This window comes from Micromonospora thermarum, from assembly GCF_012034245.1.
Taxonomy (GTDB): domain Bacteria; phylum Actinomycetota; class Actinomycetes; order Mycobacteriales; family Micromonosporaceae; genus Micromonospora; species Micromonospora thermarum.
On sequence record NZ_JAATEO010000010.1, the window covers coordinates 58,151 to 74,460 of the forward strand.

The window sequence follows — 16,310 nt, forward strand, 5'->3', positions numbered from 1 at the left end:
GGCCTCCCACGGGCAGGAGGCCACTACTCCACGGATCGAGCGCGATCTTGCGCCCGGAGGACGGCGTTACGCCGTCAGGTACTTTGCCAGGTCGTCGATGATCTTGTTGGCGGCACCGACGCCGATGCCGGTCATCCAGATCTCGTCGGAGACGACGTGCGCCTTACCGGCCTTGACCGCGGACAGGTCCTTCCAGAGGGCGCCGCCGGTCACCTTGGCCTGCTCCGCGGCGGCCTTCTCGCCGTACGCGGTCACGAAGATGACGTCACCGTCGACCTCGCCGATCCGCTCCGGGCTCACCCGGTCCATCCGCCGGTCTTCCTTGCCGGTGAGCTGCTGCCGCTCGGGGCGGCCCAGGCCGGTGTCGCCGATGACGATGCCGGAGAACGAGTCCGGCCCGTACACCCGGATCTCGGTCGGCATGAAGCGGACGATCGAGATCTTGCGCTCGGCGGCGTTGCCCAGCTTGGCGCCGAACTCCTTGGCCCGGGTCTCGTAGGCCGTGAGCAGCTCACGGGCCTGCTGCTCCTTGCCGAGCGCCTTGCCGTCGAGGAGGAAGTTCTCCTTCCAGGTGATGCCCACCTTCTCGGTGAAGACGGTCGGCGCGATCGCGGCCAGCTCGTCGTAGAACTTCTCCTGGCGGAACTTGCTGCCGAGGATCAGGTCCGGCTTCAGGGCGGTGATCGCCTCCAGGTCGGGCTCGGTGAGCACCCCGACCTCCTTGATGCCGGCGAGCTTCTCCTCGCCGAAGTACGTCGGCCAGCTCTTCGCCTGACCGGCGGTGGCGGCACCGACCGGCGTGACGCCGAGCGACAGCGCCGTGTCGATCTTGTCGGTGTCGAGCACGACCACGCGCTTGGGCCCGGCGGGCACCTTGGTGGTACCCATGGCGTGGGTGATCTCCCGGGTCTCCGCGGTGGAGGTGCCGGCGACCGGGTCGCTCTCACCGCAGGCGGTGAGACCGACGCCGAGGGCGAGCGCCGCGGTGAGGGCGGCGGCGAGACGACGCATCAGTGTCCTTTCGAGGGGTACGAGCCGGCGCGCGGCGATGCCGCGTCGTCGGCGGAGGGGCGGGCCGCCGGAGCGGCGCCCGCCGCGATCGGGGCGGCGGAGGTGGACCGGTCACCGGCACGAGCCGTGGTGACCGGTGCGGATTCGGGGCCGGCGTCCCGGCCGTCACCGGTGCCCGGGGCGGTGCCGGCGGCCGCATCGGTGCCGCCGATCGAGCCGCTGGCGGCGGTGCCGGCGGCCAAGTCGGTGGCGGTGGTGCCGGGCAGCGGGGCCAGGGACGGGCTGGCGAGGCCGGGCACCACCAGCGGGGCGCCGGTCACCGGGCAGGGCACGACGACGCAGTCGAGCCCGAAGACGTCCCGGACCAGGTCGGCAGTGAGAATGTCGCGGGGCGGTCCGGCCGCGACGACGGCGCCGGAGCGCATGGCGATCAGGTGGTCGGCGTACCGGGCGGCCTGGTTGAGGTCGTGCAGCACGGCGACGACCGTCCGGCCCCGCTCGACGCGCAGCCGGTGCAGCAGGTCCAGCACCTCGACCTGGTGCGCCAGGTCGAGGAAGGTGGTCGGCTCGTCGAGCAGCAGCGCCTCGGTGTCCTGGGCGAGCGTCATCGCGATCCAGACCCGCTGGCGCTGCCCGCCGGAGAGGGTGTCGACCGGGCGGTCGGCCAGCCCGGCGACGTCGGCGAGGGCCATCGCCCGGTCCACCGCCTCCCGGTCCTCCGCCGACCACTGCCGCCACCATCGCTGGTACGGCTGCCGGCCCCGTCCCACCAGGTCGGCCACGGTCACGCCCTCCGGGACCAGGGGGCTCTGCGGCAGCACGCCGAGCCGCCGGGCGACCTCGCGGGTCGGCAGGTCCCGGATGGCGGCCCCGTCGAGCAGCACCGTTCCCCGGCGCGGGGTGAGCAGGCGGGCCATCGTGCGCAGCAGCGTCGACTTGCCGCAGGCGTTCGGACCGACGATCACGGTGAACGCGTCGCGGGGCAGGTCGAGGTCGAGCCCGTCCAGCACGGTCCGCTCGTCGTAGCCGGCGACCAGGTCGCGGGTCGAGAGCATCAGGCCTCCTTCCGAGGGGCGGCGGACGACATTCGGGCGATCGCGACAGCACCGCCCGCCGACGCGGGCGCCCCGCCGCCGGCAACCGGCGCGCGCACGGGCGTCGCACCGGCGGCAGCCAGCACGCGCACGACGGCCTCACCGACAGCGACCGGCCCGGCCGCAACACCGCCGGCAACCGGCACACGCACGGGCGTCCCGCCGGCGGCAGCCAGCACGCGCACGACCGCCTCACCGACAGCGACCGGCCCGGCCGCAACACCGCCGGCAACCGGCGCGCGCAGGGCCGCCCGGCCGGCGGCGGCCGGCGCGGGCCGCGTGGACACGCGGGCGACGGGGGCCCGCTCGACCGCGATCGTCACGACGACCTCCGCCGGCCGCGCAGCAGCAGGAACATGAGGTACGGGCCGCCGATGGCGGCGGTCAACACCCCGGCCGGCAACTGGGTGGGCGCGAACAGCCGCCGGCCGGCCAGGTCGGCGAGCACCAGCAGCAGCGCGCCCAGCAGTGCCGCGCACACCAGCGGCGGGCGCTCGGCGCGGACCAGGCGACGAGCCAGTTGCGGCGCCACCAGGGCGACGAAGTCGACCGCGCCGACCTGGGCGGTGACCATCGCGGCGACCAGCACGCCGGTGCCGGCCAACCCGATCCGGCGGGCCACCGGCCGCAGCCCGATGCCGCGGGCGGTGTCGTCGTCCAGGGCGCTGCTGTTGAGGGCCCAGCCGGCCCACGCCAGCACCGGCAGGAGCGCGACCAGCGTCACGGTGATCCACACCGTCTCCGTCCAGCCCTTGCCGGCGAGGGTGCCGATCAGCCAGATCTGCGCCCGCAGGCCGTCGATCGGGTCGGCGGTGAGCAGGACCACCTCGGTGAGCGCTCGCAGCGCGAACGCCACCGCCACGCCGGCGAGCACGAACCGCTGGGCGGCCAGGCCGTGCCGGGCGCCGAGGACCAGCAGCAGGGCGGCGGCGACCAGACCGCCGACCAGGGCGCTCGACGCGACCAGGACGGCGGCGGCGCCGCTGGTCAGGGCCACCGTGGCGGCGAGGCCGGCGCCCTGGGTGATGCCGATGACGTCGGGACTGGCGAGCGGGTTGCGGGCCACGCTCTGGATCAGCGTGCCGGCCACCCCGAACGCCGCGCCGGCCGCGGCCGCGAGCACCAGCCGGGGCAGCCGCAGGTCGAGGACCAGCAGGTCGTACGGGGTGCCGGCGCCGGAGAGCGCCCGCAGCACGTCCGGAGCGGCGACGAACGGGGTGCCGAGCGAGAGGCTGAGCACGCCGGCGGCGAGCAGCAGGACGACGAGTACGGCGGCGGCGAGCACCGACCGGCGGCGGATCTGCACGCTGACCGGCCCGACCTTCAGGAGCGACCGCCCGGGCAGCGCGGTGACCGTGGCGCTCACGCGGTCACCACCTTGGCCCGACGGACCATGATCGCCAGCAGGGGCGCGCCGATCAGCGCGGTGACGATGCCGGCCGGCACCTCGCCCGGCGGGTCGACGAGCCGGCCGACCACGTCGGCGCCGAGCAGCAGCGCCGGGCCGAGGAGAGCCGAGAGCGCGAGCGTCCAGCGGTGGTCCGCGCCGACCAGGGCCCGGGCCAGGTGCGGGACGGCGAGACCGACGAACGCGATCGGCCCGGCGGCGGCGACCGCGGCACCCGTGAGCAGCACGGCGGCCGCGCCGCCGCCCAGGCGGACCAGGCCGATCCGGTGCCCGAGCCCCCGCGCCACGTCGTCGCCGAGGGCGAGGGCGTCCAGGCCGCGGGCGACCAGGGCGGCCAGCACCAGACCGGCGAGGACGAACGGAAGCACCTGCCCGGCGACCGACAGGTCCCGACCGGTGAGCCCGCCGACGACCCAGAACCGGTAGTCCTCGAAGGTCCGGGCGTCGATGCTGAGCAGCGCGTACACGATCGAGGCCAGGCTCGCGTCGAGGGCCGCGCCGACCAGCGCGAGGGTGACCGGGCTGGCGCCCTCCCGGGCGCGGGCGGCGACCGCGAAGACCAGCACGCCGGCGCCGAGCGCCCCGGCGATGCCGAACCAGACGTACCCGGCGAGGGTGGACACCCCGAACACGGAGATCGCGAGCACCACGCCGAACGAGGCGCCGGCGCTGATGCCGAGGATCCGGGGCTCGGCCAGGGGGTTGCGGGTCAGTGCCTGGAGCAGCACCCCGGCCACGGCGAGCGCCGTCCCGACGGCGAGGCCGAGCGCCGTACGCGGCATCCGGAGGTCCCGGACGATCGTGGTGGCCTCGCCGGTGTCCGGCGCGACGAGCGCGTGCCACACCTGGTCGACGGTGAGCGGGCGGCTGCCCAGGGCGAAACTCGCCAGCACCGCCAGCACCAGCAGGATCGCCGCCGCCGCGATGACCGCCAGCCGGCGGCCGACGCGCGCGCGGGCGGGGGAACCGGCCGGGGCGGGCCGGGTGGCGAGGGTGGTCACGGGTCTCCTGAACAGGGGCGCTTAGGTGCGCCTTACCTTAGCTGACGAGGTTAGGGAGACCTAACCAGCGGCGGTCGATCCGGTCCGACGCGAGAAGCGGCGCTCCACGACCGGAGCGGCCCTACCCTGGGAAGATGCGATTCGACCAGCACACGGTCGTCCTCCTGGTCCGCCCACCGGACGCGCCGGAGCTGCCAACGGAGGCGCTCGACCGCCTCCAGGACGCCCACCTGGCGCATCAGGCCGGGCTGGCGGAGCAGGGTCTCGTGCTCGCCGCCGGTCCGTTCGTCGACACCGACGACGAGCGGCTGCGCGGGTTCGTGGTGCTCTCGATCTCGCCGGACGAGGCGCGCGAGCTGTACGCGAACGACCCGGCGGTCCGCGCCGGACGGCTCGCCGTTCAGGTGATGAGCTGGATGGTGCCGGAGGGGATCCTCCGCTTCGAGAGCGTGCCGATGCCCCGCTCGATGCTGGAGGCCGCGGCCGGCGACTGACCGGCAGTTGCGCGGGCCGGCTACCGTGCCCGCCGTGAGCGACGACTCAAGCGCGGTCGACGGCTGACCGCCGTCCGCCGGCCCGGAGAAGGTCAGCCGGCGCGCTGGGGCGAGGCCGGCCCGTCCGGCTGGGCGTCCGCTCCGGCGGCCAGCTCGCCGACCGGCACGGCCCGTAGGGCGTCCACCGTGCCGACGATCACCCGCAACGCCGGGTGGTAGTCGTGCAGCACCTGGCGACAGCGCTCGCACGGCGGCAGCACCTCCCGCCCCCGGTCCCCCACGACGACGATCGTCTCCAGCTCGGTGACGCCCTGCGTGGCGGCGGCGCCGACCGTGACGACCTCGGCGCACAGGTCACCCGTGGCGTGGCGGACGTTCACCCCGCTGAAGACCCGCCCGTCGGCGGTCCGCGCCGCCGCCGCCACGGTGTGCCGGTCGCTGCGGCAGCGCAGCTTCGCCACCGCCGTGGCCGCCTGCACCAACGCCCGGTCGGTGTCCCGCATCGTCATGGTCCCGCCCCCGGTGGTCGACGTCGGCGGTCAACTCTAGACGTAGCGCACGCCGATAACCCCGGGGCGCTGGGCGTCCGGCCTGCCTATCCTTGGCGGCGACATGCAGAAAGAAGCCGCCTCCGCCGCGCCCGACTCCGCCCGCGAGCTGCACCGCCGCCTGAGCCCCCTGATGTTCCGCGACCAGCGCCGCCTCCAGCGGCGGCTGGACGGCGTCCGGAAGCTGCGCGACCCGCAGCGCCGGGAGTCGGCGCTGGCCGAGATCGCCGCCGACGTGGCACGGGCCGAGGCGCGGCTGGCGAGCCGGCGGGCGGCCGTACCGGCGATCACCTACCCGCCGGCGCTGCCGGTCAGCGAGCGCAGGGACGACATCGCGGCGGCGATCCGCGACCACCAGGTGGTGATCGTCGCGGGCGAGACCGGGTCCGGCAAGACGACCCAGCTACCCAAGATCTGCCTGGAGCTGGGGCGGGGGATCAACGGGCTGATCGGGCACACCCAGCCCCGCCGGCTGGCCGCGCGGACGGTCGCCGACCGGATCGCGGAGGAGCTGGGCACCGAGCTGGGTGACGTGGTCGGCTACAAGGTCCGCTTCACCGACCAGGTCAGTGAGCACAGCCTGGTCAAGTTGATGACCGACGGCATCCTGCTGGCCGAGTTGCAGACCGACCGGATGCTGCGCCAGTACGACACGATCATCGTCGACGAGGCGCACGAGCGCAGCCTCAACATCGACTTCATCCTCGGCTACCTGAAGCAGCTCCTGCCCCGCCGCCCCGATCTCAAGGTGATCATCACCTCGGCGACCATCGAGACGGACCGGTTCGCGCGGCACTTCGCCGACGCCGAGGGTAAGCCGGCCCCGGTCGTCGAGGTCTCCGGCCGGACGTATCCGGTGGAGGTGCGGTACCGGCCGCTCGTCGAGGTGACCGAGGCGGCGGACGAGGACGAGGCGGACGAGGAGAACGTCCGCGACCAGATCCAGGCCATCGGCGACGCGGTCGAGGAACTGGCCGGCGAGGGGCCCGGCGACATCCTGGTCTTCCTCTCCGGCGAGCGGGAGATCCGGGACACCGCGGAGGCGCTCGGCAAGCTGGTGCAGAAGAAGCGGTCGCTGCTGGGCACCGAGATCCTCCCGCTGTACGCGCGCCTGAGCACCGCCGAGCAGCACCGCGTCTTCGCCCCGCACACCGGGCGCCGGGTCGTGCTCGCCACCAACGTCGCGGAGACCTCGCTGACCGTGCCGGGCATCAAGTACGTGGTGGACCCGGGCACCGCCCGCATCTCCCGCTACTCCAACCGGCTGAAGGTGCAGCGGCTGCCCATCGAGCCGGTCTCCCAGGCGTCGGCCAACCAGCGCAAGGGGCGCTGCGGGCGTACGTCGGACGGCGTCTGCATCCGGCTCTACGACGAGCAGGACTTCCTGTCCCGCCCCGAGTTCACCGACCCGGAGATCCTGCGGACCAACCTCGCGTCGGTCATCCTCCAGATGACGGCGATCGGGCTCGGCGACATCGCCGCGTTCCCGTTCATCGACCCGCCGGACCGGCGCAACATCACCGACGGCGTGAACCTGCTGCACGAGCTGGGCGCGCTGAACCCGGCCGAGACCGACCCGGCGAAGCGGCTCACCGCGCTCGGCCGGCGGCTGGCCCAGTTGCCGGTGGACCCGCGGCTGGCCCGGATGGTGCTCGAGGGCGAGCGGAACGGGTGCGCCACCGAGGTGGTCGTGATCGCGGCGGCGCTGTCCATCCAGGACCCGCGTGAGCGCCCGGTGGAGAAGCAGGCCCAGGCCGACCAGGCGCACGCGCGGTTCGCCGACAAGGAGTCGGACTTCGTCGCGTACCTGAACCTGTGGCGGTACCTGCGCGAGCAGCAGCGGGCCCTGTCGTCGAGCGCGTTCCGGCGGATGTGCAGGGCGGAGTACCTGAACTACCCGCGGGTCCGCGAGTGGCAGGACATCGTGAGCCAGCTCCGTCAGGTGCTGCGTACCCCCGAAAAGGAGCAGGGCCGGCGCAGGCCGGCGGAGGCCGCGCCCGACGGCGGCGGGCGGCGCCAGGCCGGCGCGGACCTGCCGGAGGAGATCGACACCCCGAAGGTGCACCAGTCCCTGCTGGCTGGGCTGCTGTCGCACGTCGGTCTGAAGGACCCGCAGAAGCACGAGTACCTGGGGGCGCGCGGGGCGAAGTTCGCCCTGTTCCCCGGGTCGGCGCTGTTCAAGAAGCCGCCGCGCTGGGTGATGGCCGCCGAGCTGGTGGAGACCACCCGCCTCTGGGGCCGGGTCAACGGGCGGGTCGAGCCGGAGTGGGTCGAGCCGCTCGCCCAACACCTGGTGAAGCGCAGCTACAGCGAGCCGCACTGGGAGAAGAAGCAGGCCGCGGTGATGGCCTACGAGAAGGTGACGCTGTACGGGATCCCGATCGTCACCTCCCGCAAGGTCAACTTCGGTCGGATCGACGCGGCGCTGAGCCGGGAGCTGTTCATCCGGCACGCCCTGGTCGAGGGCGACTGGCAGACCCACCACCAGTTCTGGGCGGACAACCGGAAGCTGCTGGCGGAGATCGAGGAGCTGGAGAACCGGGCGCGGCGGCGGGACATCCTGGTCGACGACGAGACGATCTTCCAGTTCTACGACGAGCGGATCCCCGCCGACGTCGTCTCCGGGCGGCACTTCGACGCGTGGTGGAAGAAGGAGCGCCGGCAGCGGCCGGACCTGCTCACCTTCACCCGCGAGCTGCTGGTCAACGCCGGCCGGGGCCGGGTCGACGAGGCCGACTACCCGGACGAGTGGCGGGCCGACGGGGTGAGCCTGCCGCTCACGTACACGTTCGACCCGGGCACCCCGACCGACGGCGTCACCGTGGACATCCCGCTGCCCCTGCTCAACCAGGTGCCGGCGGAGAGCTTCGACTGGCAGGTGCCCGGCCTGCGCGAGGAACTGGTGATCGCGCTGATCCGCTCGCTGCCCAAGGCGCTCCGGCGCAACTTCGTCCCGGTTCCGGACTACGCCCGCGCCGCCCTGGCGGAGATGCCGGCCGGCCAGGAGCCGCTGCTGGACGCCCTCACCCGGCAGCTGCGCCGGATGACCGGGGTGACCGTGCCGCGGGACGCCTGGGACGTCGCGAAGCTGCCGCCGCACCTGCGGGTCACCTTCCGCGTGCTCGGCGACGACGACGAGCCGGTCGCCGAGGGCAAGGACCTGCCGACCCTGCAACGCCAGCTCAAGGCGGAGGTACGCCAGGTGGTGGCCGCCGGCGCGCCGGACGTGGCGCGGACCGGGCTGACGGAGTGGAGCATCGGCACCCTTCCCCGCACCATCGAGCAGGTACGGGCCGGGTACGCGGTCACCGCGTACCCGGCACTGGTGGACGAGGGCGCGACGGTCGGGGTGAAGGTGTTCGACTCCCCGGGCGAGCAGGAGGCCGCGCACTGGGCGGGCACCCGCCGGCTGCTCCGCCTGACCGTGCCCTCCCCGGCGAAGTTCCTCCAGGGGCGCCTGTCCAACGAGGCGAAGCTGGCGCTGAGCCGCAACCCGCACGGCGGGGTGCAGGCGCTGATCGAGGACGCGGCCGGCGCGGCGATCGACAAGCTCATCGCCGACGCGGGCGGCCCGGCCTGGGACGCCGAGGGGTTCGCGGCGCTGCGCGAGACCGTGCGCGCCGGACTGGTGGACACCGTCGTCGACGTCGTGGACCGGGTCCGGAAGGTGCTCGCCGCCGCGTACGCCATCGAGCAGCGCCTGGGCGCGACCCGGAACCTCGCGGTGGTGGCGGCCCTGGCGGACATCCGCAACCAGCTGACCGGACTGGTGCACGCCGGCTTCGTCACCGAGACCGGGTACGCCCGCCTGCCCGACCTGCTGCGCTACCTGACCGCGATCGAGCGCCGGCTGGACCGGCTCCCCGGGAACCCGGCCCGCGACAAGCAGCAGCAGGACCGGATCACGGTCGTGCAGAAGGAGTACGCCGACCTGCAAGCCGCGCTGCCTCCCGCGAAGCGGCAGTCGGCGGCCGTCCGGCAGATCCGCTGGATGATCGAGGAGCTGCGGGTGAACGTCTTCGCCCAGGCGTTGGGCACCCCGTACCCGGTGAGCGAGCAACGCATCTACCGCGCGATGGACGACGCCGAAGCCCGCTGACCCGCCCCGCCCCGCCCCGCCCCGCCCCTACCCCGCGATCTTGCACTTTGTGCCTTCGATATGGACGGTCCCGCGTCTTTTGTCGGGGCCAGAACTGCAAGATCGCGGGACGAGGGTGCGGGACGAGGGGGCGGGACGAGGGGGCGGGACCGGGGGGCGGTTACAGGGGCTCCACGCCGGGTGGGAGGTCGGCGGTGGCGGTCGCTTCCTGGACGTACTCCATCAGGATGCGGCGGAGTTCGCGGCCGGCGTGGGTGGGCACCACGTCGCGGCGGCGGGCCACCCCGATCGTGCGGCGGACGCCCGGCGGGGCGAGCCGGGTGACCCGGATGCCGGGCCGGCGGGCCACCACGATGCCGGGGACCAGGGCGATCCCGAGCCCCGCCTCGACGAAGCTCAGCACGGCGTCCATCTCGCCGCCGTCGACCGAGAGGGTCGGCTCGAAGCCCGCCTCCCGGCACGCCTGGAGGGTGGCGTCGCGCAGGTCGTAGCCCTCCCGGAACATGACCAGCGGCTGGTCGCGCAGGTCGGTGATGCGCAGGTGCCCGCCGGGCGGCACGGTCGGCACCGGGTCCACCGAGGCCACCACGAGGCTCTCGGTCAGGATCGGGTCGGTGCGCAGCCCCGGGTCGACGCCCTGCGCCGGCATGATGATCAGGGCCAGGTCGAGGTCGCCCCGCAGCAGGTCGCGCACCAGGTCCTGCGAGCCGCCCTCCTCCACCCGTAGGTCCACGGTGGGGTGGGCGTCGCGGAAGCGGCGCAGCACCGGAGGGGCGAGCGAGGTGGCCAGGCTGGGGGTGGCGCCGAGGCGGACGCGGCCGCGCCGCAGGCCGACCAGCTCCTGCACCTCCCGGGTCGCCGTGTCCACGTCGGCGAGGATCCGCTTGGCCAACGGCAGCAGCACCTCCCCCGCCGCGGTGAGCCCGATCTTGCCCCTTACCCGCTCGAAGAGCGGGGCCCCCAGGTCGGCCTCCAGAGCGTGAATTTGCTTACTCAGCGAGGGCTGCGTGATACCGACCGCCTCGGCCGCCTGGGTGAAATGTCGTAGTTCTGCGACCGCTACGAAGTACCGGAGCTGATGGAGCTGCATCTAGATAGCCTATGGCTATCAAGACTGCGGGGTCGATGCATTGGACGACTGATCAAACTGCTCCTAGCGTCGGTCGTGTGGTAGTCACGAGAACTCGGTCGCCCATCCGCTCCAGCGTCGGCCTCAAGGCCGTCATGGCGGTGACGGGCATCATCCTGGTGCTGTTCCTCGTCGCGCACATGCTCGGCAACCTGAAGGTCTTCGCGGGCGCGTCGTCGTTCGACCACTACGCCCACTGGCTGCGGGAGATCGGCAAGCCCCTGCTGCCCGGCGTCTGGTTCCTGTGGATCATGCGGGCCGCGTTGCTGGTGTCGGTGGTCGCCCACATCTGGGCCGCCACCACGCTCGCCCTGCGCGCCCGGGCCGCCCGCCCGGTCCAGTACGCGCACCGCAAGAAGATCCAGGGCAGCTACGCCGCCCGCACGATGCGCTGGGGTGGCGTGATCATCCTGCTCTTCGTGATCTACCATCTCCTGGACCTGACCACGGGGACGCTGAACCCGGTCGGCGACCCGAGCCGCCCGTACGCCAACGTGGTCGCCGACTTCGCGCCCTCGCGCTGGTACGTCACGCTCTTCTACACCCTCGCCGTCGTCTCGGTCGGCTTCCACCTGCGGCACGGCGTCTTCAGCGCGCTGCGCAGCCTCGGCCAGCAGACCCCGCAGGGCGAGCGCCGGGCGAAGAACGTCGCCCTGGCCGTCGCCGTCCTCCTGTGCGCCGGCTACCTCGTGGTCCCGTTCGCCGTACTCACCGGATTGGTGTCCTGACCATGGATCTCTACACCGAGGGCGACCCGATCGCCGACACCAGGGCTCCCGACGGCCCGATCGAGACCCGCTGGGAACGCCGCCGCTTCGAGGCGAAGCTGGTCAACCCGGCCAACCGCCGGAAGATGACGGTGATCGTGGTCGGCACCGGCCTGGCCGGCGGGTCGGCCGCGGCGACCCTGGCCGAGCAGGGTTACCAGGTCAAGTCGTACTGCTACCAGGACAGCCCGCGCCGGGCGCACTCGATCGCCGCGCAGGGCGGCATCAACGCCGCCAAGAACTACCGCAACGACGGCGACTCGGTGCACCGGCTCTTCTACGACACCGTCAAGGGCGGCGACTTCCGCTCCCGCGAGTCGAACGTGCACCGGCTGGCCGAGGTCTCGGTCAACATCATCGACCAGTGCGTCGCCCAGGGCGTCCCGTTCGCCCGCGAGTACGGCGGCCTGCTCGACACGCGCTCCTTCGGCGGCGCGCAGGTGCAGCGCACCTTCTACGCGCGGGGCCAGACGGGCCAGCAGCTGCTGCTCGGGGCGTACCAGGCGCTGGAGCGGCAGATCGGCCTCGGCAACGTGGAGATGAACGCCCGGCACGAGATGCTGGAGCTGATCATCGTCGACGGCAAGGCCCGGGGCATCGTCGTCCGGGACCTGGTCACCGGCGAGATCACCACGGAGTTCGCCGACGCGGTCGTGCTCGCCTCCGGCGGGTACGGCAACGTCTTCTACCTCTCCACCAACGCCAAGGGCTGCAACGTCACCGCCACCTGGCGGGCGCACCGCAAGGGCGCGTACTTCGCCAACCCCTGCTACACGCAGATCCACCCGACCTGCATCCCGGTCTCCGGCGACCACCAGTCGAAGCTGACCCTGATGAGCGAGTCGCTGCGCAACGACGGCCGGGTGTGGGTGCCGAAGGCCAAGGGCGACAACCGCAAGCCGAAGGACATCCCCGAGGACGAGCGGGACTACTACCTGGAGCGGATCTACCCCTCCTTCGGCAACCTGGTGCCCCGGGACATCGCCTCCCGCGCCGCGAAGAACGTCTGCGACGAGGGCCGTGGCGTCGGCCCGGGCGGGCTCGGCGTCTACCTGGACTTCGCGGACGCGATCACGCGGCTCGGCCGCAAGGCGATCGAGGCGAAGTACGGCAACCTCTTCGAGATGTACGAGCGGATCACCGGCGAGGACCCGTACGAGGTCCCGATGCGGATCTACCCCGCCGTGCACTACACGATGGGCGGCCTGTGGGTCGACTACGACCTCCAGTCGACCATCCCCGGCCTGTTCGTGATCGGCGAGGCGAACTTCTCCGACCACGGCGCGAACCGGCTCGGCGCGTCCGCGCTCATGCAGGGCCTCGCCGACGGCTACTTCGTCCTCCCGAACACCGTCGCCAACTACCTGGCGGCCGGCCCGTTCGAGAAGGTCGAGGCGAGCCACCCGGCGGCGGTCGAGGCGCGGCGGGACGTCGAGGACCGCATCCAGCGGCTGCTGGCGGTGAACGGCGACCGCACGGTCGACTCGTTCCACCGGGAGCTGGGCCAGATCATGTGGGAGCACTGCGGCATAGAGCGCTCCGAGGCCGGCCTGCGCAAGGCGATCGACGAGATCCGGGCGCTGCGCGCGGAGTTCTGGCAGCGGGTGCGGATCATCGGCGACGCCGACGGGCTCAACCAGTCGCTGGAGAAGGCCGGCCGGGTGGCTGACTTCTTCGAGCTGGCCGAGCTGATGTGCATCGACGCCCTGCACCGCGAGGAGTCCTGCGGCGGCCACTTCCGGGCCGAGCACCAGACCCCCGACGGCGAGGCGCAGCGCGACGACGAGCGGTTCGCGTACGTGGCGGCCTGGGAGTACGGCGCCGAGCAGCCCGTGCTGCACAAGGAAGACCTGAAGTTCGAATACGTCCACCCCACGCAGCGGAGCTACAAGTGAACCTGACCCTGCGCATCTGGCGCCAGAAGGGCCCTGAGGACAAGGGTCGGATGGTGACCTACCAGGTCGACGACGTGTCCCCCGACATGTCGTTCCTGGAGATGCTCGACGTGCTCAACGAGCGGCTGATCCTCGCCGGCGAGGAGCCGGTGGCGTTCGACCACGACTGCCGCGAGGGCATCTGCGGCATGTGCGGCCTGATGATCAACGGTAACGCGCACGGGCCGCAGCGCGGCACCACCGCCTGCCAGCTGCACATGCGGCAGTTCAAGGACGGCGACACGATCGACATCGAGCCGTGGCGGGCCCGGGCCTTCCCGGTCATCAAGGACCTGGTGGTCAACCGCAACGCGTTCGACAAGATCATCGCGGCGGGCGGCTTCATCACCGCCCCGACCGGCAGCGCCCCGGAGGCGCACTCCGTACCGGTCGCCAAGGGCAACGCGGACGCCGCCTTCGAGTCGGCCGCCTGCATCGGCTGCGGCGCCTGCGTGGCGGCCTGCCCGAACGGCTCCGGCATGCTCTTCACCGCCGCCAAGGTCACCCAGCTCTCGCTGCTGCCGCAGGGCCAGCCGGAGCGCTACACCCGGGTGATCGGCATGGTGGACGCGCACGACGAGGCCGGCTTCGGCGGCTGCACCAATGCCGGTGAGTGCACGGTGGTCTGCCCGAAGGGCATCCCGCTGAACACCATCGGCCGCCTGAACCGCGACTACCTCGCGGCAACCGCCAAGCGGGGCGACAACACCCCCGGCTCCTGACGCGACGCCGCGGGCGACGTCCCCTCCGTTCAACGAAAGAGTGGCTGTCCGACGTCGGACAGCCACTCTTTCGCTGTATCTGCGCGCAGACCGGTCGGTGTGGCCGCGGCCGGTTCGAGGGACGCTGCACGGGTAGCACCCTCCGGGAGGACGCCGAGAGGGGACATCCGGACACGAAGGCACTGACCTGGCAGGGCAAGCGGGACGTACGGGTCGAGGAGGTGCCCGACCCCCGCATCGAGGAGCCGACGGACGCGATCGTCCGGATCACCTCCGGGTGGCGCTGCGGCACTTCCAGGCGGCCGGCGGCGGCACGCTGATCCTCACCGGATCGGTGCTCGGCCACATCACCGCTCCGTACCTGAGCGGGTACGTGGCGAGCAAGTGGGGTCTGCAGGGGCTGGCCCGGGTCCTCCAGCAGGAGGCCCGGGAGACGCCGGGCGTGCACGTCTGCATCGTCACCCCGGGCAGCGTGGACACCCCGGTCTACCAGCGGGCGGCCAACTACCTGGGCCGCCTCGGCCGCCCGCCGCTGCCGGTCACCACCCCGGAGCGGGTCGCGCGGGCCATCGTCGACTGCGCCGACCGCCCCCGGCGGGAGGTGTCGGTGGGCCGGGCCAACAGCGTCATGCGCTTCGGCTTCACCGTGCTGCCCGGCGTGTACGACGCCCTGGTCGGGCCCCTGATGCGGCTGGCAGCGCTGACCGACCGGCCGGTGGAACCGCACGACGGCGTGGTGTTCGCCCCCGCCCCGGGTAGCGAGCGGCTCCGCGGCGGCTGGCTGCCCGATCTGGTGCGGGTCGCCCGCGCGGTCGGCGAGGCCCCCGCAGCGATCCGCCGCCGCCTGGGCTGACGGGGGTAAGGAAGGGTCCCTTATCGACGCCTGAGGTAGAGCAGGGGTCCCCTCTCAACACCCCGGGCTACCGTGTACGTCGGAACACGGCGGAGGGACGGCGATGGCGGCACCAGCGCAGGACGGGAATCGGGACCGGTCGCTCGGCCGGCGGGTGAGCGGAACGGTCGGGCTTGCCGCCCTGGCCGGCCTCGCCTGGGTCGCGCGCGACATCCCGCTGGCGCTCGGCGGCCGGCTGACCGGCGCCCGGGCCGAACGGGCGCTGCGCTCGCCGCAGTACCGCGAGGGCGCCTTCCGCAACCCGGCGAGCAGCCGCTCGATGGCCGGCGCCCCGGACCGCAACCTGGTCCGGGAGCTGATCTTCGGCAAGCAGAAGCGCCACCCGACCGCGGCCGTGCCGCTGCTGCGGCCCGCCGACCCGCCCGCCGGCGACACGACGCGGGAACTGAACGTCGTCTGGTACGGCCACGCGTCCGCGTTGATCGAGATCGAGGGACGGCGGGTGCTGCTCGACCCGGTGTGGAGCGACCGCTGCTCCCCGTCGGCCCTGGTCGGGCCGAAGCGCCTGCACGAGCCGCCGGTCCGCCTCGACGAGCTGCCCAGGCTCGACGCGATCCTAATCTCCCACGACCACTACGACCACCTGGACCTGGCCACCGTCCGGGAGCTGACCGCCCGGCAGGACGCGCCGTTCGTGGTGCCGATCGGTGTCGGCGCCCACCTGGACCGGTGGGGGGTGCCCGCCGACCGGATCATCGAGCTGGACTGGTCCGAGAGTTACGAGGTCGGTGCCCTGACGCTCACCGCCGCCCCCGCGCAGCACTTCTCCGGCCGGGGGCTGCGCCGCGACGGCACGCTCTGGAGCTCGTGGGTGGTCGCCGGCGCGCACCGCAGCCTCTTCTACACCGGCGACTCCGGCTACTTCGACGGGTACGCGGCGATCGGAGCCGCGTACGGGCCGTTCGACGTGACGCTGATGCAGATCGGCGCGTACGACCGGGCGTGGCCGAGCATCCACATGTTCCCGGAGGAGGCGGTCACCGCCCACCTGGACCTGCGGGGCGGGCTGCTGATCCCGGTGCACTGGGCGACGTTCAACCTCGCCCTGCACGACTGGTCGGAGCCGGTGGACCGGCTCTGGGCCGAGGCGAAGGCCCGGGACGTGCGGCTGGCGGTGCCCCGCCCCGGCGAGCGCGTGGTGGTCGACGACCCGCCGCCGGTCGACGGTTGGTGGCAGGCGGTCGCCTGAC

Annotated in this window: 13 protein-coding genes and 1 pseudogene; 7 read left to right on the forward strand and 7 right to left on the reverse strand. The window is 73.1% G+C overall.

Annotated features, from left to right (window positions below):
* Window positions 1-66 precede the first annotated feature (66 nt).
* From HCJ94_RS11360 to HCJ94_RS11380, 5 genes and pseudogenes are all read right to left on the reverse strand, one after another.
* A complete protein-coding gene (locus HCJ94_RS11360; RefSeq protein WP_168000953.1) occupies window positions 67-1,011 on the reverse strand; it encodes an ABC transporter substrate-binding protein in 945 nt (314 codons plus the stop codon).
* Window positions 1,012-1,262: 251 nt separating this feature from the next.
* A pseudogene (locus HCJ94_RS11365) lies at window positions 1,263-2,066 on the reverse strand (ABC transporter ATP-binding protein); the annotation flags it as partial.
* The gene (locus tag HCJ94_RS11370) at window positions 2,066-2,428 is read right to left on the reverse strand and encodes a hypothetical protein (protein WP_168000954.1); all 363 of its coding nucleotides are present in this window, start codon (window positions 2,426-2,428) and stop codon (window positions 2,066-2,068) included. The gene HCJ94_RS11370 and the pseudogene HCJ94_RS11365, both read right to left, overlap by 1 nt.
* On the reverse strand, window positions 2,425-3,471 hold the full coding sequence (locus tag HCJ94_RS11375; protein WP_309227222.1) for a FecCD family ABC transporter permease: 1,047 nt from the start codon (window positions 3,469-3,471) through the stop codon (window positions 2,425-2,427). The genes HCJ94_RS11370 and HCJ94_RS11375 overlap by 4 nt, the downstream gene beginning before the upstream one ends.
* A complete protein-coding gene (locus tag HCJ94_RS11380; RefSeq protein ID WP_168000955.1) occupies window positions 3,468-4,514 on the reverse strand; it encodes a FecCD family ABC transporter permease in 1,047 nt (348 codons plus the stop codon). Before HCJ94_RS11380 ends, HCJ94_RS11375 begins: the two co-directional genes overlap by 4 nt.
* 134 nt (window positions 4,515-4,648) lie before the next feature.
* On the opposite strand from HCJ94_RS11380, the gene HCJ94_RS11385 reads away from it, so the two are divergent.
* On the forward strand, window positions 4,649-5,008 hold the full coding sequence (locus tag HCJ94_RS11385; RefSeq protein WP_168000956.1) for a YciI family protein: 360 nt from the start codon (window positions 4,649-4,651) through the stop codon (window positions 5,006-5,008).
* 92 nt (window positions 5,009-5,100) lie between these two features.
* Here the strand turns inward: HCJ94_RS11385 and HCJ94_RS11390 are convergent, their stop codons facing one another.
* A complete protein-coding gene (locus tag HCJ94_RS11390; protein ID WP_168000957.1) occupies window positions 5,101-5,517 on the reverse strand; it encodes a cytidine/deoxycytidylate deaminase family protein in 417 nt (138 codons plus the stop codon).
* A 103-nt stretch (window positions 5,518-5,620) separates the two neighbouring features.
* Here HCJ94_RS11390 and hrpA point away from each other — a divergent pair, with 103 nt between their 5' ends.
* Window positions 5,621-9,655 (forward strand): ATP-dependent RNA helicase HrpA, encoded by a 4,035-nt coding sequence (gene hrpA, locus HCJ94_RS11395; RefSeq protein WP_168000958.1) that lies wholly within the window; start codon window positions 5,621-5,623, stop codon window positions 9,653-9,655.
* 160 nt (window positions 9,656-9,815) lie between these two features.
* Here hrpA and HCJ94_RS11400 read toward each other — a convergent pair whose 3' ends face one another.
* Window positions 9,816-10,745 carry a LysR family transcriptional regulator gene (locus HCJ94_RS11400; protein ID WP_168000959.1) on the reverse strand — a complete coding sequence of 310 codons (930 nt, stop codon included), beginning with the start codon at window positions 10,743-10,745 and terminating at the stop codon, window positions 9,816-9,818.
* A 35-nt stretch (window positions 10,746-10,780) separates the two neighbouring features.
* Between HCJ94_RS11400 and HCJ94_RS11405 the strand changes: the two genes are divergently transcribed.
* From HCJ94_RS11405 to HCJ94_RS11430, 5 genes are all read left to right on the forward strand, one after another.
* A complete protein-coding gene (locus HCJ94_RS11405; RefSeq protein WP_168000960.1) occupies window positions 10,781-11,512 on the forward strand; it encodes a succinate dehydrogenase cytochrome b subunit in 732 nt (243 codons plus the stop codon).
* A gap of 2 nt (window positions 11,513-11,514) precedes the next feature.
* A complete protein-coding gene (locus HCJ94_RS11410; protein WP_168000961.1) occupies window positions 11,515-13,446 on the forward strand; it encodes a fumarate reductase/succinate dehydrogenase flavoprotein subunit in 1,932 nt (643 codons plus the stop codon).
* Window positions 13,443-14,207, forward strand: a complete 765-nt coding sequence (locus HCJ94_RS11415; RefSeq protein ID WP_168000962.1) for a succinate dehydrogenase/fumarate reductase iron-sulfur subunit — start codon at window positions 13,443-13,445, stop codon at window positions 14,205-14,207. Before HCJ94_RS11410 ends, HCJ94_RS11415 begins: the two co-directional genes overlap by 4 nt.
* A gap of 334 nt (window positions 14,208-14,541) precedes the next feature.
* A complete protein-coding gene (locus HCJ94_RS11425) occupies window positions 14,542-15,060 on the forward strand; it encodes an SDR family NAD(P)-dependent oxidoreductase (protein ID WP_309227231.1) in 519 nt (172 codons plus the stop codon).
* 103 nt (window positions 15,061-15,163) lie between these two features.
* A complete protein-coding gene (locus HCJ94_RS11430) occupies window positions 15,164-16,309 on the forward strand; it encodes an MBL fold metallo-hydrolase (RefSeq protein ID WP_168000964.1) in 1,146 nt (381 codons plus the stop codon).
* The last annotated feature ends 1 nt before the right edge of the window (window position 16,310 follow it).